The organism is Halalkalicoccus subterraneus (genome assembly GCF_003697815.1).
Classification (GTDB): domain Archaea; phylum Halobacteriota; class Halobacteria; order Halobacteriales; family Halalkalicoccaceae; genus Halalkalicoccus; species Halalkalicoccus subterraneus.
In genome coordinates this window covers 1-23,410 of sequence record NZ_RDQG01000059.1, presented here as the reverse complement: position 1 = coordinate 23,410, position 23,410 = coordinate 1, and the positions used below count along the sequence as shown (strand labels likewise).

The following is a 23,410-nucleotide window of genomic DNA, read 5'->3' as shown; positions in this document are numbered from 1 at the left end:
CAGCGAGCGTGGGTAGCCAAGCTAGGCCAACGGCGCAGCGTTGAGGGCGCTGTCCCGTAGGGGTCCGCCGGTTCAAATCCGGTCCCACGCATCGCACGCGCGGCTCTGCCGCGAAACGTGAGGCGGCCTCGCCGCCGAGCAAACCGATGCAGGTGATTCCGTCGGTTCGTCCGACGGCCGGTCGGTACACCCGTCCGGTCCCTTCGCGGACATCACCCACGCACAATCCTTTCGACGCCACACAATCAGCGACAGGGTTTCTCACGAGACCAATCGACTCCCCGTTACGGCCCACTCTTCCACTGGATTCCTGCCGATCGAGTCGCGAATCTCGAAACGTCGTCGCCCGAAGTCGCCTCAGTAGTTCTCGAGCAACTGCGTCGGCGTGATCGGTTCGAGCCCGTTGCCGTAGCTGTTGTCCTCGATTCGGTCGAGTTGCTGTTCGAACTCCTCGACGCTCATTCCTTCCTCGCCGATGGTCTCGAAGTAGGGAACGACCACCTGGTTGTGGATGTCCGCGCGCAGGATCGGTTTGCGGGTGCTCTGGTAGCTCGATCCGCTGATCGCGGAGATGGTGTGTCGGCCCGTCGGCGGAATGCCGCTGGAACACGCCCCGAAGACGTACGCCGTCTCGTGGGTGTCCCGCAGGACGTTCAGGAGGTCGTTGTTCATCCGGTTGCGCGGCGTGAAGAAGTGCTGTGACCCCTCCTCGAACCCGCGGTTCGCGAGGTAATCGCGGTTGTTCTCGACGATCCGACGCTGTTCGTCCATCCCGTACTGGGTCAGGTCGCCAGTGTGCATGGGATACGAACAGACGTCCCAGCCGGCATCGCGCATCTCCCGCAGTTGCTCGGTCGAGAGCCGTCCCGAGGTGTTGAGCAGGTCCTGGGAGATCCCCAGCGCGCCGACCCAGCCGCGCTCCTCGAGCAGCGGGAAGACCGTCTCGTAGTGCTCCTCGAGCCCGCCGTAGAACGCGAGAATGACGTTGCTCTCGTCTTTGGCGGGCGTCGTCCGGAGGTCGTCGATCCGGTAATCGACCGGGCTGCCCTCGGGACCGACCATCTCGAAGCGGAGCTCTTGGACCTGGGAGAAATCGGGGCCGCCGTAGCCGACGGTGTACCCGAAGTCGACCCGGAACCACTGATCGACGGCGCTCGGCAGCCGGCGGGCCGAGGTGACGTAGTCGTCGCCGCCGGGGGCACGGACGTGAAGCGAGAGGCGCCCCCCCACCGGGGAGTTCACCTTCACCGCGGCCGAGAGGTACTGGTCAGTGAGGTCGAGCGTCGAGGAGGGAGACCACGCAACGGTCGAGACGTTCCCGTCGAGTTGAACCGACATCGACTGGTTGCCGGTAACGGCCTGGTTGTCGTCGGGAGAAATCTGCTCGTCCCTGAGCGCGTACCAGTTGATCGCCTCGAAATCGTCGAGGACCTCGCCGTACTCCGTCGCAGCGGCCTGGGCGGCCTCGTTTGGCTCGCCGCCGTTGTCTGTCTCGTTGTCGGTCTCGTTGCCGTTTCCGCCGCCGGTGCTGTTGCCGTTAGTGTCGTTGCCGTTTCCATTGCCGTTGCCGTTGTCGCTTTCGGTATCCATACACCCAGCCAACGTGATGGAAGCTGCGCCAACGGTTCCGAGGAGGGCTCGACGGGATAGTGATTTTTTCATGCCAATGTAGTCTCCGTATCGTGTTCACTTTCTAATACGGTGCTTAAATCCTATTAACCTTTTCATAACGGTTTAATTATGTGTTATCGACGCAGGTTGGTAACGGCTATGGGTTCGGCGGTCTCACGGTCGAGTATGCAACAGCAGGTGCGCGCTCACGTACCCGCACTGACGGGCGTATTGAGCGTACTCTCGCTCGCGCTCGTTTTCGGCGCCGCCCTCGGATACGTTCCCAGTGGCCTCGTACCGGCGGCCCCCGAGTGGGTCATAACCGCGATTCCACATCTCAACGCCGCCATCAGCCTGACGGCGATCCTCACCATCTCGGGTGGCTGGTACTGGATTCGGACGGGAGAGATCGAAAACCACCGGTTCGCGATGATCGCCTCGACGATGCTGTTCGCCGGTTTTCTCGTCCTCTATCTCTACCGGCTGATCGTCTTAGGCGGCCCCGAACCGTTCCCCGGTCCCGAGACGGTCTACCGGTTCGTCTACCTCCCGCTTTTGGGGGTGCATATCCTGCTGGCAATCGTCTGTATCCCGCTCGTCTACTACGTCCTGTTGCTCGCCTTCTCGCATTCGGTGACGGAGCTACCCCGAACGCGCCACGCGACGGTCGGTCGGATCGCCGCCTCGTTGTGGTTGATCTCCTTCAGCCTCGGGGCCGTCGTCTACACGCTGCTTCACGTCGTCTACTGATTCGACTCAGTCGTCGGCCGGAAGCCCCCGATCACCGACCTGCGGGCGGTCGATATCGCGGTCCGTCTCCTCGCCGTCGATCTCGTAGGGGTACTCCCCCGTCACGCAGCCGAGACAGAGGTCGTCGTGGTCCTCACCGAGGGCCGCCGCGATCGCGTCGATCGAGAGATAGGCGAGGCTGTCGGCACCGATCTCCTCACGGACGTCATCGACCGATTGGCCGGCGGCGATCAACTCCTCGCGGGTCGCCATGTTGATCCCCATGTAACAGGGGGCGGTGATCGGCGGCGCGCCGATGCGCATGTGAACCTCCGTCGCGCCGGCCTCCCGAAGCAACGAGACGAGCTGGTTCGACGTCGTCCCTCGGACGATACTGTCGTCGATCAGCGTGACGGATTTACCCTCGACTGTCGACCGGATCGGATTGAGCTTCAATCGCACTGCTCGCTCGCGCTCGTCCTGGGTCGGCATGATGAACGTGCGCCCGACGTAGCGGTTCTTCATCAGCCCCTCGGCGAACTCCACGCCCTCGGAAGCCTCCGCGTAGCCCGAGGCGTACGCTCTCCCCGAGTCGGGTACCGGCATCACGACGTCCGTCTCGATCCCGCTTTCGGCCCAGAGCTGTCTGCCCAGTTCGCGCCGGATCTCGTAGACGAGGTTCTCGTCGATCACGCTGTCGGGCCGGGCGAAGTAGACGTGCTCGAAGAAACAGTGGGCGGTGTTCTCACGCTCGACGAGTTGGTAGGAGTCGAAGCCGTCGGGCGAGAGCACGACGAGTTCGCCGGGGCGGACGTCGCGAACGAGTTCACCATCGAGGGTGTCGATCGCGGCCGACTCGGAGGCGATCATGTAGCCGTCCTCGAGTTTGCCGATACACAACGGGCGATTGCCCTCGGGGTCACGGAGTCCGAGGACCGTATCGTCGTGGGAGATCGCGAGCGAGTACGACCCGTGGATCCGGTTCATCGTGTGTTTGACCGCGCGAACGAGGTCCTCGTTGAGCAGGTTTGTCGCCAGATCGTGGGCGATCACCTCGGTGTCGCCGTCGGACGTGAAGGCGTGGCCCATTCCCGCGAGCTCGTCGCGGATCTCGTCGGCGTTCACGAGGTTCCCGTTATGGCTGAGCCCGAGCGAGCCGCTCTTGAAGGAAACCGAAAAGGGCTGGGCACAGGACGAATCGACGCTCCCGGCGGTGGGATAGCGGACGTGACCGATCCCCGTTCGGCCGTTGAGACCGTCCAGATCCCCCTTCGAAAAGGCGTCGCCCACGAGGCCCATTCCGACGTGGCTGTGTTGCTGGAAGCCGTCGTGGGTGACGATCCCCGCCGACTCCTGGCCGCGGTGTTGTAGCGCGTACAGCGAGTAGTACACCGGCCGTGCGGCGTCCCGGTTCCGGAAGGCAACGCCGACGACGCCGCATTTCTCGGTCGGCCCGTCGAGAGCCTGCCCCGTATCCATACACGTCGAATACACTCCCAGCAGTAAAAATCCCACGTAGCTGAATCGCCATTAGTTCGTTCTGCCTATTGTATGCATGTTCGTGGATATCCTCGGTCGGTGGGATCGGCTAATCGCACGGACGCGTGGCTGAGCGGGCGAGAAACGCAAAAGTGAGATCCGGTTAGTTGTCGCCGGTCTTGCCCTGCCACTCGTAACTACGGCGTTTCTCCGACTTGCCGAAGCCACACGAGGCACAGACCTTCTTCTTCGAGTGATACGACTTCTCACCACAGCGTCGACATTTGACGTGCGTGGTGGTGTTCTTTTTACCCTGGCTCGGGGTACCTGCACCAGTCATGGAGTTATCGAAACGACGTTATCGCCGCGTATAATCGTTGTGTTGTCGTCCTGTTCGACGACGACGTTCATGTGCTGATCGTAGCCCGTCAGCGTGCCGACGAACTCCTCGCCGTCCTTCAGTCGGACGGTCACGACATCGCCGATCGCCGCTTCGAGTACGTCAAGCGGTCGTCCACTCATACCCCTATCCGCACCCGATTCTCACTTAAGCGTACCGGAACTTACACCTCGACGCGGAACTGCTCGTCCTCGGCCGTCCGGTCGAGCGTCGCCGCGAGGAGCTCCACCGCCCCCACGAGGTCGTCGGTGTCCACGACTTCGACGGGCGTGTGCATGTAGCGGTTCGGAAGCCCGAGGTTCAGCGAGGCGATCCCGCCGCGTGCGGTATAGAAGGCGTCGGCGTCGGTTCCGGTCGCGATCCCGCGGGCTTCGAGCTGGACGGGGATTTCCGCCTCGTCGGCGGCGGTTCTAAGGGCGTCGACCAACACCGGGTGGTTCGCGCTGCCCCGGCCGATCACCGGCCCCCCACCGAGTTCGATGTCGCCGCCGCGGTCCGCGGGCGCGCCTGCACCGTCGTTCGCGTGGGTCACGTCCACGGCGATGGCGGCGTCGGGCGCGAGATCGAACCCGACCATCTCCGCGCCCCGAACGCCGAGTTCCTCTTGGACCGTGCTCACGGCATAGACCGTCGGGCCGCCCTTCCGGTCCGCGACCGCCCGCAGGAGCTCCGCGGCGGTCCACGTCCCGACGCGGTTGTCCAGTCCGCTGGCCGCCAGCCGAGTCCCCTGAAGCTCCCGGACTCGGGACTCGACGGTGATGGGATCGCCGACGGAGACGAGTTCGCGGGCCGACTCGCCGTCGTCGGCGCCGACGTCGACCTTCTGATCGCGGATCTCGTCGTACTCGTCGTCGCCCTCGCGCAGGTGGATCGCGGTCTGGCCGATCACCCCGGAAACGGGCTCGTCAGCGTGGACGGTCACGTACTGGCCCCGAGAAACCGACTCGTCGACCCCGCCGATCGGCCCCAGATGGAGATAGCCGTCGTCGTCGATCCGGCGGACGATGTAACCGATCTGGTCGGCGTGGCCGACGACGGCGATCGACGTCGAACCGCCCTCGCTGACGGCGACGGCGTTGCCGTAGGCGTCGGTACGGACCTCGTCGGCGAAACCGCGGACGTACTCGGTCCAGACACGCTGGCCATTAGCCTCGAACCCGGAGGGCGAGGGTGTCATCAGCAGCTCGTCGAGGAATTCGCGTTGACGCTCGTCCATGCTCCGTCTGTCGAGCGCCCACGTATCAACGTTGGGACCGTCCACAACGGCTAAGTGTCCCGTCGGCCCACGTCGGGGTATGGGAGAGAAAAAGACGCTGTTCGAGATCAACGTCGAGAACTTCGAGTTCAGCCCCAGCCCCCGCTTCGGCAACGAACTCGCCGAAGCGGTCGACGGCATCGAGGGCAAGGGCTCGAAACTCGGACTGTTCGGCTCGAAAGAGGCCGCCGAGGAGACGACCGACGACGAGGACGAATCGAGCGGGCTGTTCTCGCGAACCACTGACGAGGACACAGAGGAGCTCGATGAGCTCGACGAGGCCGACGAAGCGCCGACCGAGGTCGAAGTAGAGGACGAAGAGGTCGACGGCGAGGAGTCGGGGAGCGCCCTCGGGCTCGTCATCGGGCTGCTGTTCCTCTTAGTCGTCGCCGCCGCCACGAAGAAGTTCGCGACGAGTGACGTCGCCGAGGACTACGAAGAGGTCGAACTCTCCGAGTACGAGAACTAGTCCCGAACCATTTTGTCCGCGCGGTCCCAACACAGCCGCGTGAATCCCCTTCGCAGTCTCCGCACTATTTCACGGGCCTCCGGCGACGGCCCCGTCGACTGGGCTGCGGTCGGCACGGCCGCAAAGGACGTTACCTCCCCAGGCTCGCTCGAACTCACCGACGGCGAGGTCGAGGGCTACCGAGCGGACGTCACGGCCGCGCGCCGCTCCATTCGCGAGCTCGCAGCGGTCTCGTTCGACCTCCCGAAGACCATCGAGATCCAGAACCGCCACCATTGGATCGACGCCAACGTCTCGACGTTCCGGCGGGTGATGGCCCCCATCGAAACCCACACCGACGTGTTCTTTCCCGACGCCTCGCGCGTCCTCAACACGGGTTCGACGACGCTCATGCTCTCGTTTCTCGGCAAGAACGTGCTGGGCCAGTACGACCCGCTCCTCCTCGCGGAAGGCGACGCCGACCACGCGCTGTACTTCGTCCACCCGAACATCCGCCGGGTGGCGACCGAACTCGACGTCGACGAGGACCGCTTTAGGAGATGGATCGCCTTCCACGAGGTCGCCCACGCCGCCGAGTTCGGGGCCGCACCGTGGCTCTCGACGCATCTCGAAAGCGAGATGGAACGGGGGATCGGGGCGCTCGCGAACGGTCGATTCGACCGCGATGCCTTCCGCGAACTCGACGCGGCGATGACCGCCGTCGAGGGCTACGCCGAGCTGATCATGGACCGGGCGTTCGACGACGAATACGCCGACCTCCGCGAGAAGCTCGACGAGCGCCGTCAGGGCGGCGGCCCGCTCGCTCGACTCATGCGCCGCCTGCTCGGGTTGGGACTCAAACGGCGCCAGTACGAGCGCGGCAAGGCCTTCTTCGAGACGGTCGCCGACGTCCGCGGGATCGAAGGTGCGAGCGCCGTCTGGGAGTCGCCCGAGACGCTCCCGTCGAGCGACGAACTCGACGAGCCGACGAAGTGGCTCGCACGGATCGATTAGACGATCCGGACCAGCCACCACACCAACGCCCCGCCCAGCACTAGCCCCGCACCCGTCACGAGCGCGGCCTGTGAAAGCGTCGCGCCGCCCGACAGCGCCATGATCCCCGCGGACAGTCCAACGAGGACGACGAAGCCGGTGTAGAGCCGCTGGGAACCGGCGCGTCGCTCCTCGTCGCTCATCGGTCCGACCATCAGATCTCCCGGGGGGTGCTGACGTGCATCCCGACGAACTGCCACCCGTCATCCCCGCATTCGAGCGTCCCGCTCCAGCGGGTCTCGAAGTCGTGGCGCTCGCCCTCGTCCGTGGTCCAGGCCATCCGCACCGTGTCGGCGAACCACGCGACCGACTCGCGCTCCGTGACGTGAAGGTCCCGACTCTCGACGATCCAGTCGCTCGTGGTCTCGGTCTGTTCGCGAAGGCCCTCGGCCACTCGCTGGGAGCCGACGAGCCGCTCGGAGATCCCGACCTTCACCACGTCGCCGGCGGCGAAAAACTCGACGAGCGGGTCGCCCGCCCGGAGCGCGTCGTAGTACTCTCTCACGACCTCCTCGGCGTTCATGTCTCGGCGTTGGTCCGCGGGACCTTAACCTACTGGAAGCCCCGGTCGACGTCGTCATCGCCGATCAGCTCGTCGAGTTCGGCGTTCAGTAGCTCGTCTGCCTCCTCGAAGTCCTCGGCGAGCCGGTCGAGGTTCTCGGGTCGGCCGTAGGAATCGTACTCCATCGGGCCGAACGCGGGGCTCTCGACGGCGCCCATCACGTCCTCGAACAGTGCGTCGGGGGTCGTCGGGGCGTCGGCGTGGGCCTTGATCGTCTCCTCGAGTCGTTTCGCCTGCTCTTTTGCGTGCTCCTCGCCGTCGGGGGACGACCGGACGGCGAAGCGACCGTCCTCCCCCTCCGGAAGGTAGCTCCCGATCTCGTCGTCGAGGTTGCGTGCGACCCGCGCGCCGACGCCCCGAACCGAGAAGGGGTTCTTCGCATAGGTCTTCAGGTGATAGACTCCCGATCGGGGATGGCCCAGATAGAGGTCCTCGCCGAGCCCCCGCGAGCGATCGCCCGCAACGGCTCGCCAGCCGTCGGCCTCCACGTCCGACTCGATCACGTCATGCAGGATGTCCTGCCACTCGCGGATCCGCATGGGTACAGTTGGCGTGCGGATCGAAAGAACGTGTCGGTTCTATGTGGGAAACTGACACGGGCGAAACGGTTTATATCGTTCCCCGAATAGAGTGGAGGTATGTACGGTCCGGGCGCGGACTACAGCCAGAAGGCCTACGCATACGTGACGAGAGCCAACGGCGACGGCCGTCAACTCCTCGTTTTTCGTGAGCGTGCAGACCCCGACGCCGGGGTTCAGGTCCCGAAAGGGGGTATTGAAGCGGGCGAAACGCCCGACCGCGCGGTCAGACGTGAGCTCCACGAGGAGGCCGGACTGGACCACGACCGGCCCGTCTACCACCTCGCCTCGGATCGCTACCGGCGGGCGGACGGCAAACGCGTCGCGCGACACTTCTTTCACTTTCCCGTCACGGAGTCGCGCGATGAGTGGATCCACGAGGTAGACGGCGACGGCGAGGACTCGGGGCTCGTTTACGAACTGTTCTGGCAGCCTCTCCCGCTTTCGTCCGATCTGGCCGCCGGGATGGACGCGTACGTCCCGCTCGTTCAGAGGTAACCGACAGCGTTTTTCGCTCCACAGGCGTGGTTCGACCGTGCAGGTCCGAGGAACGGTCGTTTCGCCCGGCGAGACCCGAACCGTCAGCACCCGCCACGGCGAGCGCGACCTCGCCGAACCGCTGATCCGCACCACCAACGGCGAGTTCTCGGTCACGCTGTGGGGTAAATGGGCAGAGACCGTCGAGTATCTCGAAACGGGCATGGAACTGGTCGTCACCGATGCCGAAGAGACCGAATGGCAGGATGAGACCGGGTACGCGACCACCCGCGAATCGTACGTGATCGTCGAGCCCGGCTTTCTGGTGAACGTCACCGACGTTCGCTCGTGGGTGCAGTGTCCCCGGATGTACTACCTGAACAAGCTCTCGGGCGTTCCGCTCAACTACCCCGTCGTCAAGGGGACGATCGTCCACGAGGTCTTCGGCGACCTCCTGCGGGGTGCGGACTTCGAGGACGCCGTCTCGGATCGCGTCGAGGAAGCCGGACTCGAACTGGGATTGCTCGATCGCGAGTTCGAGGAGGTACGGGAGGAAGTTCGCCAGAACGCGCGTGCGATCGACGGCTGGCTCTCGCAGGACACCCTGAGCGAGGACGATTCGTGGCGAAGCGAGTACACCCTGATCAGCGAGCGGTTCGGGATCAAGGGACGGGCGGACGCCCTCAGGCGCGGGATGCCGGTCGAACTCAAGACGGGCAAGAACACCAATCGCGAACCACGCTTTCAGGACAAGATCCAGGCGGCCTGTTATGCCCTTTTGCTCGAAGAGCAGGGCGGCATCGGGGACGAGGCGGTGGCTGACGGCGGGACCCCCGACACAGGAACCCTGCTCTACACGAAGAACACCGCACTCGACCGCAACGAGGAGGCCGGCGATCTCTCGCCGGCCAAGGAGTTCTCGATCGGTTCGGGGCTCCTGAAGTTCGTCGTGCGAACCCGAAACGAGATAGCGGCCATGGAGTTCGATTCGGGGGTGCCCACGGGCTACGAGTCGAACGCCAAGTGCGAGTACTGCTTCGAGCAGGACACCTGCATGGTCGTCTCCGGGCGGCTCGATCAGGAGTCGAAGGCCGGCAAGATCGCGAGCGCGCTCCCCGAACGCGAACGGGAGTACTTCGACCGAACGTATCGCGCCATCGAACGCGAGCGCCGGGCGGCCCACCGCGAGTACGCCAAACTCTGGGAGCAAAGTCCACAGGAGCGCGCCGACGACGACCGGGCGCTGATCGATCTGGAACCGACAGGCGAGGAACCCCGCAAGGACGGGCGCTGGGAGCTTCGCGCCCGGTACGACGGGGCGGTCTCGAAGATCCGTGAGGGCGACGTGGCGCTGGCGAGCGACGGCGATCCGGTCAACGGCCACGCCGAACTGGCGCGCGTCGAGCGGTTAGGAGACGAGGTCGTCGTGAGCACGGACGAGCCCGTCTCGCTCCGCCGACTCGACGTCTATCCCTCCGACATGAGCGCGAGCGGGATGCTCACGGCACTGCACGACGCCCTGCTGAAGGGCGAGAAGCGCCGGAAGGAGCTTCTGTTCGGCGACGCGATCCCCGAGTTCGGCGAGGTCGACGAGACGTTCATCGGGAACAACGCCGCCCAGAACGACGCGGTCTCCGGGGCCATCGCGGCTGAGGACTTCGCGCTGATCCACGGGCCGCCCGGTACGGGCAAGACCTACACCATCGCCCGGACGATTCGAGCGCTGGTCGAGCGTGGGGAACGGGTCCTGCTGTCGGCGTTCACCAATCGCGCCGTCGACAACGCCCTGGAGGCGCTTTCCGATCAGGGCTTTACGGATTTCGTCCGCATTGGCACCGAACACGGCGTGCGCGAGGACATGCAGTCCTATCGCCTCGACGGCCGCGGCGATCCCGAGGAACTCGCTCGAACCCTCCGGGAGGCCCCCGTGGTCGCCTCGACGACCTCCAGCTGTGGCTCGCGGGTCATGCGCGAGCAGACCTTCGACGTGGCGCTGGTCGACGAGGCCTCCCAACTGACCGAACCCGCGACGCTCGCGGCGATAAACAGGGCGGATCGGTTCGTCCTCGTGGGTGACCACCACCAGCTCCCGCCGGTCGTCCAGTCCGAGGACGGGGGAGGTGAGGACGAAGGCGACGGGACCGAGGACGTCGCGGACCTCTCGCGGTCGCTGTTCGAGCGCCTGATCGGCGAGCATCCCGACGCGGGCGTCATGCTCGAGCGCCAGTACCGGATGGCCCAGCGGATTCAAGCGTTTTCCTCACAGGAGTTCTACGACGGGAAGCTCAGGCCCGCAACGGGCGAGGTCGCCGCCCAGCGGATCGCCGACCTCGACGGCGTCTCCACGGACGCCCTCTCCGAGGGGCTTCTCGATCCCGTCACGTTCGTCGACTGTGCGGGCGATTCGGGAGATCACACCGACGGCGAGGAGGCCGCGCGGATCGCGGATCTCGTTGAACAGTTCGTCGTGGCGGGCGTCGCCCCCGAGGACGTCGGCGTCATCGCGCCGTTTCGCGCGCAGGTCGCCACGATCTCTCAACGCGTCCGCGAAGGCGTGGCGGTCGACACGGTCGACCGGTTCCAGGGGTCGAGCAAGGAGGTGATCCTCGTCTCGTTCGTCGCGAGCACGCCCGCCGGTCTGGAGGGACCGATCTTCGACGACTACCGCCGGTTGAACGTCGCGCTCACGCGAGCCAAGAAGTCGCTGGTGCTGGTCGGTACGCGGGCGGCCCTCGAAGCCGACCCGCTGTACGGCAGCATGGTCGAGTGGGCGAGTCGCTAGTCCTCGACCGGCAACGCGTCGCCCGCGCGCTCGCCCTCGTCGATCGATTCGAGCACGCGCTCGTGAAACTCCCTGAGTACCGCGCTCTCGTCCTCCGCGAGCACCACGTCGCTGGCCGAGAGCGTCGCCAGGCCGAAGGAGAGCGGCGATGGCGAGTCGACCCGGTCGATCGCGAGGGCCATCTCTCCCGAGCGAACCTCGCGAAGGACGTCCGCGACCGCCCCGACGGCGAGCTTGTCCTCCAGTATTTCGCGGTAGGTCTCCTCTAAGACCGCAAACTCCTCCAGATCGCCGGCAAAGCCCAGAAGCATCTCGCTCGAGACCTGCTGTTCGCTCGCGCTCTTCTCGTATCCCTTGTAGCGTTTCAGGATCATCAGCGACCGGGTGGCGTTAATTCGGAAATATCTCTGTAGAAGGTCGGTGCCCTCCAGACTGTCCCGTAGCAGGTCGCGAACCTCGTCGGGGTCGGTCCCCTCGATCAGCCCTCGAAGATCGACCTTCCGGTTGAGCGGCATCGCGAGCGTGAAGCCGTTGTCGGCGACCGCGACGGTGACGTTGGCGCTGGCCTCCTGGGCGCAGCGGTACGCCAGCAGGCGCGAGAACCCCTCGTTGAACCGTCTCCCGTATCCCGACCGGACGTAGTACCGGCGTTTGTACTCGGTGCGGTCGCGCTCCGCCTCGATGGCGAGTCGGGTATCGGTACTGACGCTCTCGAGCCCCGCGTAGCGGATTTGCTCGTCGAACATCCGCGCCAGCGCGCGGGCGCTGTCGTCGTCGATCGGGAACCCCCGGAGCCACCGCCGGACCGCGGGCGGACCGCCCGACTCGTAGCGCTCGAGCAGTTCGCGCTTGAACGCCAGTATCTCTCGACCGAGGTCGTACGAAAGGGGGAGGCGCTCGGAGAACCACGTCGGCACCGTCGGACGGGCGCTCGTCGGGTCGACGTAGACCTTCGACCCTCTCCGATAGCGGAACTCGAAGTGCCGACCCCCGATGACGAACACGTCGCCCGGATCGAGCGTATCGAGGTAGTTCTCGTCGAGGTCGCCGACGCGCTCGTTGTCGGCGCGGGTGAAGACGCTGCAGGTGAACGAGTCCGGAATGGTCCCGATGTTGGTCATGTAGATCACCCGCGCGAGTCGGCCGCGTTTCCCGATCAGGTGCTCTCCGACTGGATGCTCCTCGTAGTGGTGTTCTCCCTCCGACGGGTCGTTCGTGTCGCGCCAGACCTTCGCGTAGACGTTCTTCTCCTCCATGCCCTCGTAGTCGGCGGTAAGATAGGCCATCAGCGACTCCCATTCTCGATCAGTGAACTCCCGATAGGGGTAGGCCCGTTCGAGGGTCGCGCGGACCTCGCGTTCGGGCCGCACCCCGTTGATCGCCATCCCGTAGACGTGCTGGGCGGCGACGTCCATCGCCTTCTCCGGGACGAACACCCGGTCGACGAAGCCAGACTCGGCCTTCTGAAGCATCACCGCACACTCGATCAGTTCGTCGCGGTCCAGCGCGATCACCCGGCCGGTGACCGTCTGTCCGAGCCGGTGGCCCGCCCGGCCCACCCGCTGGAGCAGCGAGGCGACGGACTTGGGCGAGCCGACCTGCACCACGAGGTCGACGTGGGGCATGTCGATACCCAGTTCCAGACTCGTCGAGGTCGTCACCACGTCCAGGTCGCCGGCCTTCAGCCCCTCCTCGACGGATTGGCGGGACTCCGTCGAGAGGCTGCCGTGGTGACAGCCCGAGTCTTCCTCGTCGTAGCCGAAGCGCTCTCGGAGGTTCTGGAGGACGCGTTCCGCGCCCGAGCGGGTGTTGGTGAAAACGAGCGTGTTCTCGTGATCGGCGATGAGGCCGTGGAGCCCCTCGTAAAAGCGGCCCTGAACGACCTCGCGGGGCGTGTGGATCAGGTCGTCGGTCGGGCAGGCGAGTTCGAGGTCGAACTCCCGGACGAACCGTGTGTCGACGATCTCGTACTCCCTCGGAGAGCCGTCCTCGCATCCCACGAGAAACTCCGCGATCGTATCGAGCGGCTCGACGGTCGCCGAACAGCCGATCCTCGTTGGCGAGCGCTCGGCGATCTCCTCGACGCGTTCGAGGCTCACCGAGAGGTGCGTGCCGCGCTTGTTCGCCGCCAGCGAGTGGATCTCGTCGACGATGACGTATTCGACGGTGGAAAGCTTCTCCTTGAACTTCGGGGAGTTGAGCAGGATCGCGAGCGTTTCGGGAGTGGTGTTGAGGATATGTGGGGTCTCCTCGAGCATCCTCCGGCGCTCGCTGTCGGGCGTATCGCCGTGGCGGATCGCGTGGCGCACCTCGCAGTCCTCGTCACGCTCGGCGAGGCGGTCGGTGATCTCGGAAAGTGGAACGTCGAGGTTGCGGTGGATGTCGTTGGCGAGCGACTTCAAGGGAGAAACGTACAGACAGTACACCGAGTTCTCCAGATCGTCCTCGCGGTCGCGCTCGATCAGATCGTCGATGACCGCGCTGAAGGAGGCGAGCGTCTTGCCCGACCCGGTCGGCGCACAGATCAGGGCGTTCTCGTCCTCCCGGACCAGCGGGATCGCCTCGCGCTGTGGCGGGGTGAAGACGCCGCCGTTTTCGGGCACGTACTCGCCGAACCGGTCGATCCACCACTCCTGAACGACCGGCGAGAGCGAATCGAGGACGTCGGCGTCCTCGGCCAGGTCGAGATCGACGCCCCGGTCGGCGAGGCGCTCGCGTGCTCCCATCGCCCGCAGTTGGGGACCGGCAGTCAAGTGCGTTGGGCTACCGCGGTGAAAGTGAACCCGGCAACCGAAGGCGTTTCGTCGCTGGCGCACCCTCGACCGGTATGCGAGTTACTTTCCTCGGTACCGGCAGCGCGATGCCGACCGGCGAACGCTTTCAGACGGGGCTGTTGCTCGAAAACGACGACGGGCGGCTGCTGGTCGACTGCGGGAGCGGCGCGCTTCACGGGCTCGCACGGACGGGCGTCGGCTACGAGGGCGTCTCGTCGGTGCTGTTGACCCACCACCACCTCGACCACGTCGCGGACCTCCTCCCGCTACTGAAGGCCCGCTGGCTCGCGGGCGAGGAGCACCTCGAAATCGCCGGGCCGCGGGGGACGAAGTCGCTCGTTGACGGCCTGCTCGACGTTCACGAGTACATGCAGGACCGACTCGACCTCACGGTTCGGGAGGTCGGCCCCTACGAGTTCGAGATCGGCGGTTTCGACGTCGAGGGGTACGAGACGCGCCACTCGATGTACTGTCTGGCCTACCGGTTCGACGGTGTCTCCGAGTCCGGCTCGGAGGCTCGCGGGACGGAGTCTCGCGGCGTGTTCACGTTCAGCGGCGACAGCGAGGCCTTCGAGGGGCTCGCAAACTTCGCCGAGGGATCTGCAGTGTTCGTCCACGACTGTTCGTTCCCCGACGACGTCGACGTCTCGGGCCATCCGACGCCGACGCAGTTGGGCGAGGCCCTTGCAGGCCACGAGATCGGTCGCGTCTATCTCTCCCACCAGTACCCCCACACCGAAGGACGCCACGAGGAGATGCTCGACTCCATCGCCCAGACCTACGACGGCGACGTGCGCGTGGCTGAGGACGGCCTGAGCGTGACGATCCGCTAGTTCAGCTTCGACTTCCCCGGCGGGTTGTCGTTCTCCGCACGGTGTTCGAGCATCGCCTCGTACTGGAAGGCCCGAATCTTGAGATCCGAACGGGGTTTGGCAGTACAGGGCAGGACCATGTCCGCCGCCTCGTCGCTCTCGTAGTAGCGTTTCGCGTCCGACTGGTCGACCTCGCCCTCAAGCAACTCCGCAGCGCAGGTCGTACACCAGCCTTGCTGGCAGTCGGCGGCCAGCCACACGTCCTGACTCCGGGCGGCTGCGAGCACGTAGTCGTCCTCGTTTACCTCGACCGTGACCGTCTCCCCGGCCCGCTCCGAATCGGCGTCCTCCGGCACGACGATCTCGACGCTATACGTCGTCTCTCCCATTGCCCGTGTTCGGATCCGAAGCGCGAAAAAGGGTGCGAAACTACTGGAGACGGTACCTGAGGAGCGCCGCGACGCCACCCAGATTACCCAACTGCTGGGCGGGGTCGAACTCGCTCGAGAACACCACCACGTCGCCGCCCTTCTGTTCGGCCTCGGTGATCAGGTCGTTTACGTCCACACTCCAGTCACCCGAGCCCGCGCGCTCCTCGCGCAGGCGCTCGTCGGTGATGAGCAGCGTCTCGATCGCGCCGAACTCCGCGGCCTCCTCGACCTCGTCGATCCCGTAGGCGGCTTTCGCACCCTCGGCCATCCGACGGGTCAGCTCGTCGATCAGCTCGGCCTCGCGGGCGATGCGCGTCTCCGCCTGGATGTCCTCGACCGCCCCTCGCTTCAGGACCTCGTGAACCCCGCGGTCGCCGACGCCCGAGGTGTCGACCATCGTGATCAGTTCGGCGACGTCCTGTGTGTTCTCCTCGATGTAGTCGTAGGCGTCCTGCTTGGTGAAGCCCGGCCCGGCGAGGATGATCGCATCCGTCTCCATCCGCGAGAGGGCGTCGGCGACCTGTGAGAACAGCTCCGAGCGCGCGCGGGCGAACTCACCCTTGCCGCTGGGGCCCGTGAACGTCGCGCGCTCCTCGGTGCCGTACTGGGCGACGGTGTGGATGTGAGCCTCGCCCTCCTCGACGGTGACGATCGCCACGTCGGGGTTCTCCGTCGATTCCTCGGCCTCCTCCAATCGTTCGCGCTGGTCTGCCTTCAGGAGTTTTTCGACCTCTATCTCGTCGTGTTCCTCGACGTTGAGCGTGTGGTGGTGGCCCAGTTGGTCCTCGCGGGAGGCCCAGGTGATCTCGCCGCCGACCCGCAGGCGGTTCGCGAACTTGTGGAACTCGACGTCCTCGACGGCGATGGTCACGCGCATGGGTTCTCGCTCGCCGCCGGTGTCGCGCATCTGGTCGTCGGCGCGCTGGATGCGGCGGGTGGTGTCCGCGGAAACGAGGTCGCCGGGTTCGAGGACGTAGGTGAGATGCCAGAGGTCGTCGAGGTGCTCGGGCACGAGCGTGAGACGCTCCTTGCCGCCCTCGACGCGCTGTCGGCTCTTGATCCGCATACACGGAGTCGGCGCTCGCGGGCAATAGTCCTCCCGAAGCGCCTACGACTCGCGGTAGCCGGCCGCGAGTCGCCGGGTCGACGCGAGCGCGACGACCCACCAGACGAACGCCGCGAGAAGCGGTCCTAGGAGGGGAACGGCTCCGACGACGCTCCCCGCGAGCGCACCGCTTGCGAGGACGACCAGCGCGCTCGTCCAGCCGACGAAGTAGGCGGCCCGACCCATGATGCGCACGAAGGAATCGTCGGGCCGTGCGCTCCCGATCCCACCGCGGGCGTAGCCACACAGCGCGATCGGAACGGCATACAGCGCCGCCAGTACGACGAACAGCGTCATCGTCGACCCGATAAGGAAGAGGGGGCCCATTGCTCCCACCGGATCGACCGTCGTCTCGCTCGCGAGCGAGACCGTGATCACGCCGACCGCGAGCGGCACTAGCCCATAACCGAGACAGATCGCGCTCGCGACCGCCCCGTCCGCCAGTAGGGAGCGGACCTCGACGGGCGGCAGGGCGGACTCGCGGCCGATCACCGCACGCGCAACGGCGACGAGGTAGCCGACCGCGGGCACGAGGGGGAGCCACGGAACGAACACCGCGTGAGCCAGCAGACAGATCCAGCCGATCAGCAGCGCCTCCTCGGCGTTCTCGTCCCGAAGGAAGGCGAGGCGCTCGCTCATCGTCGCTCGTCGGACGCCGACTCCCAGTCGGGCCAGCCCCGTTCGTGATCGCGTTTCCCCGTTCGGATCGCGAACGTGTCGGGCTCCTCGATTCGGGGGATCGTCCCCGTCTCGAAGCGGTCCGTCACCCCGTCGATTGCGGGGGTTCGATCCTGCCGTCTTCGTTCCTCGGAAGCCGCTCGCTCGCCGTCGCTCGGTTCCGAAAGCGCCCGACTGAGCCCCCGGCCGTAGAGGTAGTAGCGTGCGACGTCGGCGTAGAAACCGACGAAGAGGCCGACGACGACGAGCCACAGCGTCCCTTCGAGCACGCCGCCGACGATCCAGATCAGCATCCCAAGTAGCCACGCGGCGGCATACGCCCTCGAAAGGCCCGCTTTTCGGAGAGTCGTGAGGTCGAACGCGGCACGCAGGTCCCCCTCTCGAGCGAGGTTCGCGAGCGCGAGGGGCTGCAGGTAGGCGTAGGCGAGCAACGAGCCCGCCGCGAACAGCGCGAACACGGCCGCACCGACGGTGGCGACCGTCTCGGCGACGGGGTTCCCGACGGCCGATTCGCTCGCGGCGAGAACGGCGAGAAAGGCCCCCAGAAGGAGGGCAAACGGTACCGCGTAGGCGACGCTGACGGCGACGAACCGGACGCCGTCGACGAGCAGTCGTTTCCAGTCGCGAAAGCGCGGCGGCTCGGGGTCGCCGGCGGTCGCTCCCCGGAGAACGGCGACGTAGTAGCCGAACAGCGCGAGTCCCGGAAGCAACGCGAGCGGGAGGACCGCGAGGCCGACGAGAACGACCGAGAGGACGAGCCCGACGACCCCGACCATCGTGGCCAAAACCGGCAGCAGTCCACCGACGAGCACCGTCGTGAGGGCGTCATCGCCGCGAGCGGGGTACTCGATCGCGTCGCCTAACATCGTGCGAAACTGTCTTTCGATCCGATATAAATCATCGTCACTCCTCGACCAGTCGGCTCCCGCCGGCAGGGAGGAACTCCTGAATCAGGTCGGGACTGGCTACCTTCCGGACGAACGCCGTATCGTTGAACCGCTCGCGGAACTCCCGGTAGAGCATCTTCGCCATGTCGTTCTGGGCGTAGCGACCGGGTTCGACCTCGACGGTGGTTTCGGCCCGCGGGACGATCGCCGAGGGCGGCCCACCGATGACCCGCGTCGTCGGCTCGCAGGTGATCCCGACGGCGACGCCCACCTCCGTATCGCGGTGGTAGGTGCGATCGCCCCGGATCACGAACCCGCCCTTCTCGATGTACTCGCCGCTTTCGGGCGTCTTCGAGACTTGGTCGGGAGTGACCGAGTAAGCGTCGTCGGCGAAGCGACCCTCCTTCCAGACCGACGAATAGGAGACCGCGAACTGGGCGGCCTCCCGAATGCTCGATTCTGGAAAGTCGACGTCCTTTGCGGGCTCGCTCGGGCCGGTAGCCTTCAGGATCGTCACCGGCCCGCCGTGGGCCTGCGTGTGGAAGAACAGGTCGCCCCGGTCGAGGTACTTCTTGACGAGGTCCTCGTTCTCGTCGGCGTTTCGTCCGCCGATGACGAGGAAGCCGTCGCTCGTGTGGAACCAGCGAAACTCCTCGTACCACTCCTCGCTCTTTCGGACGGGAATCGAGGCCCGCGAGAGCCAGTCGACGTTTTCCGGCTCCCCGCCGTCTTCCTCGTCGGCGTCGCCCTCCGACCACTGGCGCTTTCGCTCCCGGAGCGCCTCGAGTTCCTCGCGGGTCTCGGCGATGGCCTCCTCGGCACCCTGCTTTTTCTCCTCGATTCGCTTTGCCTCGGTGTAGAGGCGGTCGGCGTTCTTCTCGACGCCCGACTGGACGTCGAGCGAGACGGTCGCCTCGTCGAGATCGATACTCACCATGCCGTTCTCGGGGTCGAATCCCGTGACGCGCTCGGCCGCGTCGATCCCCTCCTCGGCTCCCTGCTCGAACGTCGCCTCGATCTCCTCCCAGCTTCGTCCCTCCTGCAGCGCGTTTCGAACCGTCGTCAGGACCTCGTCGGCGGTCCCGTAGTTCGCGTAGACGAGTTCGGCGCGTTCGCGTTCCTCGGCCGCTTGCTGTTCGAACCCCTCGATGGCCCCCTCCTGCTGGTCGATGATCCGCTTCTTTCGTTCGATCTCCTCGTCGAACTCGGGGCTCGTGTCGGTCTCCTCGTCCTCGCTCGTATCCAGTTCGTAGAAGTAATCGTCGAGCGCCTCGTTGAACCGTTCGTACGACTCGCTTTCAAGGCCCGAGTGCTCCTCCAGCGCGATGGGCGTCACGTCGACGAGGTCCCCGTCGTCCCGGTAGATCCGCGGGTCGAACCGTTTCTCCCGTACTTCGCTCGCGAGTCGCGAGAGCGCGTCGTACAGCTGTTCTAGCTGCTCGTCGTCGGCCTCCTCGATGGTGACGGTCTTCTCGACGCCGGCACGCGAGCAGATCTCCTCGGCGTAGAGCCCGCCGAGGTTGAGTTGGGTCGCGAGCGTCCGCACGAGGTCGGTGTCCGAGTCGCCCATTAGCGCGCGGAACGTCTCCCCGTCGACCTCGAGCGGGTTGACCCGCGAGTCGGGGAACTGATAGCGCGAGCCGGGCGCGACGGTCCGTGATTTCAACCGCACCGTCTCGAGCGAGTCGATGACGTGGCGGGTTTCGTCGCAGGCGGCGACGTTTCCCTCCCCGAACAGTTCCGCGATGACCGTCGTATTTCCGTCCTCGCGCTCGAACTCGAAGCTGAGGATACGATCGAACTCGTACTGGGAGACGCCGGCGAAATCCGCGCCCGACAGACGGTTTCGAAGCATCTTCGCGAAGTCCGGCGGCCGACCCGGCGCGTCGGGGACGTGTTCGGGGACGGCCACATGGGTGCGCTTGACGTCGCCGACCTCGACCAGCAGTTCGACCCGACCGCGATCGAAGTCCCGCAGTTTGAGGCGGAGGAAATCCTCACCGTAGAGGTAGGCCTTATCGACTTTCGCCCCCTCGTACTCGTTTAGCTCGCCGACCAGTGCCGCGAGATCGATGCTGGTCAGCTCCCGTTTCTGGTCCATGGCGATACTCGCGGGTGACAGGAAAAAGGCGTTGTCGTTCCTATCGCTCGTACAGCCGCTCGCGTGCCCGGCGGCGGTCCTCGGCGTTCTCGATGGTGTCGGTTTCGAGCAGTCGTTCGAGTTTCCGTTCGAACTGCTCGTCGGTGAGCTCGCCCTGTGCATACCGGTAGCGGAGCGTCTGGAGGGCGTCCCGGTTCGACGGCGGTTCGTCCCCGAGTGATTCATCGTCCCCGTCGTGCGGGGACGAACCGAACCAGTCCTCCTTCGTACCGAACCACTTCTCGACGTCCGAGTCGCCCATCCAGTCGTCCCACCACTCCTCGCGGTCGTTCTCGTCGCCGAAGAGCAACGCGACGATCGGAACGACGACCACGTAGCCGAGGATCAACGCCCCGAGCCACCAGCCCTGGCCGGAGAGCAACGCGGCGAGCCAGATCCCCGTGACGACTGTAGAAGCGATCGCCGTCGCGTTCTCGCGCAGTCGATCGCCCGGGGTGTCCCCGTTCATGATCTCAGTGGCTCATTCCGACGGCAAAAGGATATCGCCGTTACTCCACGTCCTCGATCCGCGCCCCGGGCGCGTTGTGCTGGACGCTCCGAAGCCCCTTGATCGCGCTCTGCTTGCTCGAATAGCCCTCCCCGCCGTCGGCGATGATGTTCCCGTTCCGGTGGACGAGCCGCCAGCGCCACTCGTCGGCCCTGTCCCGATAGACCTCGAAACGGCCCTGACTCGGTTCTCCGTCGTCGGATTCGGGGGTGAACTGGATTCCGACGTCCGGATCGAGGCTCTCGACCCGCTCGGCGCTCGACTCCGTCCCGTTTTCGCTCCACTCGATCTCCAGTTCGATCTCCAGTTCGCTCCCCCCGTCCCCGTCCTCGCGTTCGACCTCGACGTCGAACGCCGCGGACGCCGGCGGCGTTACCGCCAGTGCGTACTCGCCATCGCGGAACGTCACGGGACCATCAGTATCGAACTCGGCGGCGAGCGCTCTGAGATAGGCGGCGATCTCCTCGCGGCTTCGGTCGGATTCGAACTCGAAGAGGGTGTCCTCTACCATGTGGAGTCCTACGCTCCGTGTGTACAAAAAGACGGTTCGCTCGCGGCTCAGATCTCGGCCTGGCCGCGGATCGCGGGTCGTTCCGCGAGGGGTGCGTGGTTCATCTCGCCCCACGTCCTACCGATGACGTAGTAGGCGGCGACGGCGGCGTAGAAGCCGACGAACGCGCTCGCGACGAACCCCAGTAGGGGCACGACGTTCAGCAGAGTCGAAACGACCCCGCCGCCGACGAGGATCGCGAAGGCCGTCAGCCAGCCAGTCGCGTAGGTCCGGTCGACGAGCACCCGACGCATGGTCGACCATTCGAACCCCGCACCGACGCGGCGGGTCTCTGCGAAGTTCGCGATCGCTGCGGGAACGGCGTAGGCGACCATCAGGGTCGCCGCCAGCCAGACGAACGCGCCGATGAGCGCAGTGAGCCCGCCGATCGCACCCAGCAGGTCGCTACCGGACGCGCCCAGCAGGCCGCCGCTCACGAGAAAGACGACCAGAACGGCCGTCGGAACCAGCGCGTAGACGAACGCGATGGCGCTCGCCTTCGCGCCGTCGACGATCAACGCTCCCCACTCGTCGAAGATCGGGGGTTCGCTCTCGCCCTTCGCGGTCCGGTCCAGCACGCGGACCATGTAGCCCGCGACGGCGAACAGCGGGACGATCAGGAACGCAAAGAGCGTCATGATCCCGCCCAACAGTACCGTCGTGACCGCGTCGTCGCTCTCGCTGAGATATCTGATCGATTCCGATATCATCGCCGTTCACTCGGTTTCCGTACACCACCAGCTGCTATCGTGATCTTCATCGGTTTCCTCTTGCTGACCGCTCACGGAGTGAGTGTTCAGTGGAAGTATACAAGCGCGAGGTAATATTAACCGTTTCGTCGAAAATACGACATATCCGGACAGATATACCGAATCGAGCATAACCGTCTTACCGACCTCAGAGCCGCTTCGAGACGTACGGGCCGTCCTGATGGTAGCCGAGCTTTCGCTTGTAGTACTCGCGCGCGCCGATCCCCGAGATGACGCTCACCTTCTCGAAGCCGGCCTCGTATGCGAGCCCCTCCGCGTGCTCCATCAGCCGGCGGCCGTAGCCCTTGTGCTGCCAGTCGGCGTCGCTCGCTACCCCCACACCCAGCTCGTTGCCGTAGACGTGAAGTTCGCGGATCAGCGCGGCGTTGTCGAGTTCGCGGCGCACCGGATCGCTCGGGAACCGCAACCGACAGAATCCGACAAGCAGGTCCTTTTCGGGGTCCTCGAAGCTGATGAACTTCTCGACTCCGCCCGCCGCCTCGTAAGTCATGACGTCGAGTTCGACCGACTCGGGCTCCTCGTCGTTCATCCCAACCTCCCGACACCGAATGCAGTCACACGTCCAGCCGTGATCTTCCATGCGCTGTCTGGCGAGTTGGCGGAGGTTCGACTTCCAGACGCCCGCGTCGATGAAGTCCGCGGGGATGTCGCGCTGCACCCGTTGGAGACGGACGTACTTCGGGAGCATGGCCTTGATCTCGGCGACGAGTTCGGCGGCCTGCTCGTTGGTCAGCGGTTCGAACTCCCCGCGGCGCCACTGGTCGTAGGTCCGGGTCCCCCGGACGACGAGGTTCGGATAGATCTTGAGGTAGTCGGGCCGCCAGTTCGGGTCCTCGAACAGCTGCTGAAAATCCTCGCGGCACATATCGAGGCTCATGCCCGGCTGACCGGGCATCATGTGGAAGCCGACCTTGAACGCGGCGTCCCGGAGCCGGCGGTTGGCGTCGATGCTCGCCTGCGCACCGTGCCCGCGGTGCATCTCCCGGTTGATTCGCTCGTAGGTCGTCTGGACGCCGACCTCGACCTTCGTTCCGCCGAGGGCCAACATCCGGTCGATCTGCTCGGGGTCACACCAGTCGGGCTTGGTCTCGAAGGTCGTCCCGATGTTCCTGACGTTCCCGGTTTCGTTTGCGGCGATCACGTCCTCTAGATACGAGAATTCGTACTCCTCGGGGTCCTGAGCGAAGCTCTCGCCCTCGGTCGGTTCCGGGGGGTTCTCCGGATCGAAGTCGTTCATCGCCTGCAGGGCGCGCTTGACGAAATACTCCTGGTAGTCGTGGCTTCTCGCCGTCATCGTCCCGCCCATCAGAATGAGTTCGACCTTCTCGACCGGATGGCCGATCTCTCTGAGCTGTGCGAGCCGCAGCGTGACCTGCCCGTA

At 65.6% G+C, this 23,410-nt stretch carries 24 protein-coding genes and 1 tRNA gene; 7 read left to right on the top strand and 18 right to left on the bottom strand.

From position 1 onward, the window contains the following. The first annotated feature begins 6 nt into the window (after nt 1-6). Nucleotides 7-91 (top strand) — tRNA-Leu (locus EAO80_RS14025). A 266-nt stretch (nt 92-357) separates the two neighbouring features. Here the strand turns inward: EAO80_RS14025 and EAO80_RS14020 are convergent. Continuing rightward, nucleotides 358-1,590 (bottom strand): polysaccharide deacetylase family protein, encoded by a 1,233-nt coding sequence (locus EAO80_RS14020; protein WP_122090502.1) that lies wholly within the window; start codon nt 1,588-1,590, stop codon nt 358-360. Nucleotides 1,591-1,797: 207 nt separating this feature from the next. On the opposite strand from EAO80_RS14020, the gene EAO80_RS14015 reads away from it, so the two are divergent. Continuing rightward, nucleotides 1,798-2,361: a DUF420 domain-containing protein gene (locus EAO80_RS14015; protein WP_122090503.1), complete on the top strand. Its 564-nt coding sequence runs from the start codon at nt 1,798-1,800 to the stop codon at nt 2,359-2,361. A gap of 6 nt (nt 2,362-2,367) precedes the next feature. Here the strand turns inward: EAO80_RS14015 and purF are convergent, their stop codons facing one another. The 4 genes from purF to EAO80_RS13995 all read right to left on the bottom strand — a co-directional run bounded on the left by purF (nt 2,368) and on the right by EAO80_RS13995 (nt 5,435). Continuing rightward, nucleotides 2,368-3,819 (bottom strand): amidophosphoribosyltransferase, encoded by a 1,452-nt coding sequence (purF, locus tag EAO80_RS14010; protein WP_122090501.1) that lies wholly within the window; start codon nt 3,817-3,819, stop codon nt 2,368-2,370. A 163-nt stretch (nt 3,820-3,982) separates the two neighbouring features. Beyond that, a complete protein-coding gene (locus EAO80_RS14005; RefSeq protein ID WP_122090500.1) occupies nt 3,983-4,159 on the bottom strand; it encodes a 50S ribosomal protein L37e in 177 nt (58 codons plus the stop codon). Next, nucleotides 4,156-4,341, bottom strand: a complete 186-nt coding sequence (locus EAO80_RS14000; RefSeq protein WP_122090499.1) for an LSM domain-containing protein — start codon at nt 4,339-4,341, stop codon at nt 4,156-4,158. Before EAO80_RS14000 ends, EAO80_RS14005 begins: the two co-directional genes overlap by 4 nt. 41 nt (nt 4,342-4,382) lie before the next feature. Continuing rightward, nucleotides 4,383-5,435 (bottom strand): M20/M25/M40 family metallo-hydrolase, encoded by a 1,053-nt coding sequence (locus EAO80_RS13995; RefSeq protein ID WP_122090498.1) that lies wholly within the window; start codon nt 5,433-5,435, stop codon nt 4,383-4,385. Nucleotides 5,436-5,514: 79 nt separating this feature from the next. On the opposite strand from EAO80_RS13995, the gene EAO80_RS13990 reads away from it, so the two are divergent. Beyond that, nucleotides 5,515-5,943: a hypothetical protein gene (locus tag EAO80_RS13990; RefSeq protein ID WP_122090497.1), complete on the top strand. Its 429-nt coding sequence runs from the start codon at nt 5,515-5,517 to the stop codon at nt 5,941-5,943. 39 nt (nt 5,944-5,982) lie between these two features. After that, nucleotides 5,983-6,936 carry a zinc-dependent metalloprotease gene (locus EAO80_RS13985; RefSeq protein ID WP_122090496.1) on the top strand — a complete coding sequence of 318 codons (954 nt, stop codon included), beginning with the start codon at nt 5,983-5,985 and terminating at the stop codon, nt 6,934-6,936. Here EAO80_RS13985 and EAO80_RS13980 read toward each other — a convergent pair. Genes EAO80_RS13980 through EAO80_RS13970 form a run of 3 tightly spaced genes read right to left on the bottom strand, consistent with a single transcriptional unit; the run spans nt 6,933 to nt 8,076 of the window. Continuing rightward, a complete protein-coding gene (locus EAO80_RS13980; protein ID WP_122090495.1) occupies nt 6,933-7,130 on the bottom strand; it encodes a hypothetical protein in 198 nt (65 codons plus the stop codon). The two genes, EAO80_RS13985 and EAO80_RS13980, sit on opposite strands and share 4 nt — an antisense overlap. Then, complete coding sequence (locus EAO80_RS13975) at nt 7,130-7,498, bottom strand: nuclear transport factor 2 family protein (protein ID WP_122090494.1); 369 nt, start codon at nt 7,496-7,498, stop codon at nt 7,130-7,132. The genes EAO80_RS13980 and EAO80_RS13975 overlap by 1 nt, the downstream gene beginning before the upstream one ends. A gap of 29 nt (nt 7,499-7,527) precedes the next feature. Next, nucleotides 7,528-8,076, bottom strand: coding sequence for a hypothetical protein (locus EAO80_RS13970; protein ID WP_122090493.1), 549 nt, complete (start codon nt 8,074-8,076; stop codon nt 7,528-7,530). A gap of 99 nt (nt 8,077-8,175) precedes the next feature. On the opposite strand from EAO80_RS13970, the gene EAO80_RS13965 reads away from it, so the two are divergent. After that, on the top strand, nt 8,176-8,613 hold the full coding sequence (locus EAO80_RS13965) for an NUDIX hydrolase (protein ID WP_122090492.1): 438 nt from the start codon (nt 8,176-8,178) through the stop codon (nt 8,611-8,613). A 37-nt stretch (nt 8,614-8,650) separates the two neighbouring features. Then, a complete protein-coding gene (locus EAO80_RS13960; protein ID WP_122090491.1) occupies nt 8,651-11,374 on the top strand; it encodes an AAA domain-containing protein in 2,724 nt (907 codons plus the stop codon). Here EAO80_RS13960 and EAO80_RS13955 read toward each other — a convergent pair. After that, complete coding sequence (locus tag EAO80_RS13955; protein WP_122090490.1) at nt 11,371-14,100, bottom strand: ATP-dependent helicase; 2,730 nt, start codon at nt 14,098-14,100, stop codon at nt 11,371-11,373. The two genes, EAO80_RS13960 and EAO80_RS13955, sit on opposite strands and share 4 nt — an antisense overlap. A gap of 101 nt (nt 14,101-14,201) precedes the next feature. On the opposite strand from EAO80_RS13955, the gene EAO80_RS13950 reads away from it, so the two are divergent. Beyond that, nucleotides 14,202-14,981: an MBL fold metallo-hydrolase gene (locus EAO80_RS13950; RefSeq protein WP_122090489.1), complete on the top strand. Its 780-nt coding sequence runs from the start codon at nt 14,202-14,204 to the stop codon at nt 14,979-14,981. Here EAO80_RS13950 and EAO80_RS13945 read toward each other — a convergent pair. From EAO80_RS13945 to EAO80_RS13905, 9 genes are all read right to left on the bottom strand, one after another. After that, nucleotides 14,978-15,349, bottom strand: coding sequence for a 2Fe-2S iron-sulfur cluster-binding protein (locus tag EAO80_RS13945; protein WP_122090488.1), 372 nt, complete (start codon nt 15,347-15,349; stop codon nt 14,978-14,980). The genes EAO80_RS13950 and EAO80_RS13945 overlap by 4 nt on opposite strands. Before the next feature lie 40 nt (nt 15,350-15,389). Beyond that, on the bottom strand, nt 15,390-16,457 hold the full coding sequence (locus EAO80_RS13940; RefSeq protein WP_122090487.1) for an mRNA surveillance protein pelota: 1,068 nt from the start codon (nt 16,455-16,457) through the stop codon (nt 15,390-15,392). A 42-nt stretch (nt 16,458-16,499) separates the two neighbouring features. Beyond that, nucleotides 16,500-17,135 carry a DUF4013 domain-containing protein gene (locus EAO80_RS13935; protein WP_122090486.1) on the bottom strand — a complete coding sequence of 212 codons (636 nt, stop codon included), beginning with the start codon at nt 17,133-17,135 and terminating at the stop codon, nt 16,500-16,502. After that, entirely contained in the window at nt 17,132-18,040 is a 909-nt protein-coding gene (locus tag EAO80_RS13930; RefSeq protein ID WP_122090485.1) for a DUF4013 domain-containing protein, read from the bottom strand. Before EAO80_RS13930 ends, EAO80_RS13935 begins: the two co-directional genes overlap by 4 nt. A gap of 37 nt (nt 18,041-18,077) precedes the next feature. Then, nucleotides 18,078-20,162, bottom strand: a complete 2,085-nt coding sequence (gene rqcH / locus EAO80_RS13925) for a ribosome rescue protein RqcH (protein WP_122090484.1) — start codon at nt 20,160-20,162, stop codon at nt 18,078-18,080. A gap of 40 nt (nt 20,163-20,202) precedes the next feature. Then, nucleotides 20,203-20,670 (bottom strand): SHOCT domain-containing protein, encoded by a 468-nt coding sequence (locus tag EAO80_RS13920; RefSeq protein ID WP_122090483.1) that lies wholly within the window; start codon nt 20,668-20,670, stop codon nt 20,203-20,205. A 40-nt stretch (nt 20,671-20,710) separates the two neighbouring features. Continuing rightward, on the bottom strand, nt 20,711-21,220 hold the full coding sequence (locus tag EAO80_RS13915) for an HVO_2922 family protein (protein WP_122090482.1): 510 nt from the start codon (nt 21,218-21,220) through the stop codon (nt 20,711-20,713). Between the two features lie 47 nt (nt 21,221-21,267). Further along, a complete protein-coding gene (locus tag EAO80_RS13910; RefSeq protein ID WP_122090481.1) occupies nt 21,268-21,969 on the bottom strand; it encodes a DUF4013 domain-containing protein in 702 nt (233 codons plus the stop codon). 187 nt (nt 21,970-22,156) lie between these two features. Further along, nucleotides 22,157-23,410 (bottom strand): tRNA uridine(34) 5-carboxymethylaminomethyl modification radical SAM/GNAT enzyme Elp3 (locus EAO80_RS13905; RefSeq protein ID WP_122090480.1); only part of this gene is annotated, 1,254 nt, incomplete at its 5' end.

Excerpts from the sequence above, each read along its gene's own strand:
- EAO80_RS13910 (WP_122090481.1), bottom strand. The coding sequence starts at position 21,969 with ATGATATCGGAATCGATCAGATATCTCAGCGAGAGCGACGACGCGGTC.
- EAO80_RS13980 (WP_122090495.1), bottom strand. The coding sequence starts at position 7,130 with ATGGTCGGACCGATGAGCGACGAGGAGCGACGCGCCGGTTCCCAGCGG.
- EAO80_RS13930 (WP_122090485.1), bottom strand. The coding sequence starts at position 18,040 with ATGTTAGGCGACGCGATCGAGTACCCCGCTCGCGGCGATGACGCCCTC.
- EAO80_RS13945 (WP_122090488.1), bottom strand. The coding sequence starts at position 15,349 with ATGGGAGAGACGACGTATAGCGTCGAGATCGTCGTGCCGGAGGACGCC.
- EAO80_RS14005 (WP_122090500.1), bottom strand. The coding sequence starts at position 4,159 with ATGACTGGTGCAGGTACCCCGAGCCAGGGTAAAAAGAACACCACCACG.
- EAO80_RS13940 (WP_122090487.1), bottom strand. The coding sequence starts at position 16,457 with ATGCGGATCAAGAGCCGACAGCGCGTCGAGGGCGGCAAGGAGCGTCTC.
- purF (WP_122090501.1), bottom strand. The coding sequence starts at position 3,819 with ATGGATACGGGGCAGGCTCTCGACGGGCCGACCGAGAAATGCGGCGTC.
- EAO80_RS13935 (WP_122090486.1), bottom strand. The coding sequence starts at position 17,135 with ATGAGCGAGCGCCTCGCCTTCCTTCGGGACGAGAACGCCGAGGAGGCG.
- EAO80_RS13920 (WP_122090483.1), bottom strand. The coding sequence starts at position 20,670 with ATGAACGGGGACACCCCGGGCGATCGACTGCGCGAGAACGCGACGGCG.
- EAO80_RS13990 (WP_122090497.1), top strand. The coding sequence starts at position 5,515 with ATGGGAGAGAAAAAGACGCTGTTCGAGATCAACGTCGAGAACTTCGAG.
- EAO80_RS14020 (WP_122090502.1), bottom strand. The coding sequence starts at position 1,590 with ATGGATACCGAAAGCGACAACGGCAACGGCAATGGAAACGGCAACGAC.
- rqcH (WP_122090484.1), bottom strand. The coding sequence starts at position 20,162 with ATGGACCAGAAACGGGAGCTGACCAGCATCGATCTCGCGGCACTGGTC.
- EAO80_RS13955 (WP_122090490.1), bottom strand. The coding sequence starts at position 14,100 with ATGGGAGCACGCGAGCGCCTCGCCGACCGGGGCGTCGATCTCGACCTG.
- EAO80_RS14015 (WP_122090503.1), top strand. The coding sequence starts at position 1,798 with ATGCAACAGCAGGTGCGCGCTCACGTACCCGCACTGACGGGCGTATTG.
- EAO80_RS13965 (WP_122090492.1), top strand. The coding sequence starts at position 8,176 with ATGTACGGTCCGGGCGCGGACTACAGCCAGAAGGCCTACGCATACGTG.
- EAO80_RS14000 (WP_122090499.1), bottom strand. The coding sequence starts at position 4,341 with ATGAGTGGACGACCGCTTGACGTACTCGAAGCGGCGATCGGCGATGTC.
- EAO80_RS13975 (WP_122090494.1), bottom strand. The coding sequence starts at position 7,498 with ATGAACGCCGAGGAGGTCGTGAGAGAGTACTACGACGCGCTCCGGGCG.
- EAO80_RS13970 (WP_122090493.1), bottom strand. The coding sequence starts at position 8,076 with ATGCGGATCCGCGAGTGGCAGGACATCCTGCATGACGTGATCGAGTCG.
- EAO80_RS13995 (WP_122090498.1), bottom strand. The coding sequence starts at position 5,435 with ATGGACGAGCGTCAACGCGAATTCCTCGACGAGCTGCTGATGACACCC.
- EAO80_RS13950 (WP_122090489.1), top strand. The coding sequence starts at position 14,202 with ATGCGAGTTACTTTCCTCGGTACCGGCAGCGCGATGCCGACCGGCGAA.
- EAO80_RS13915 (WP_122090482.1), bottom strand. The coding sequence starts at position 21,220 with ATGGTAGAGGACACCCTCTTCGAGTTCGAATCCGACCGAAGCCGCGAG.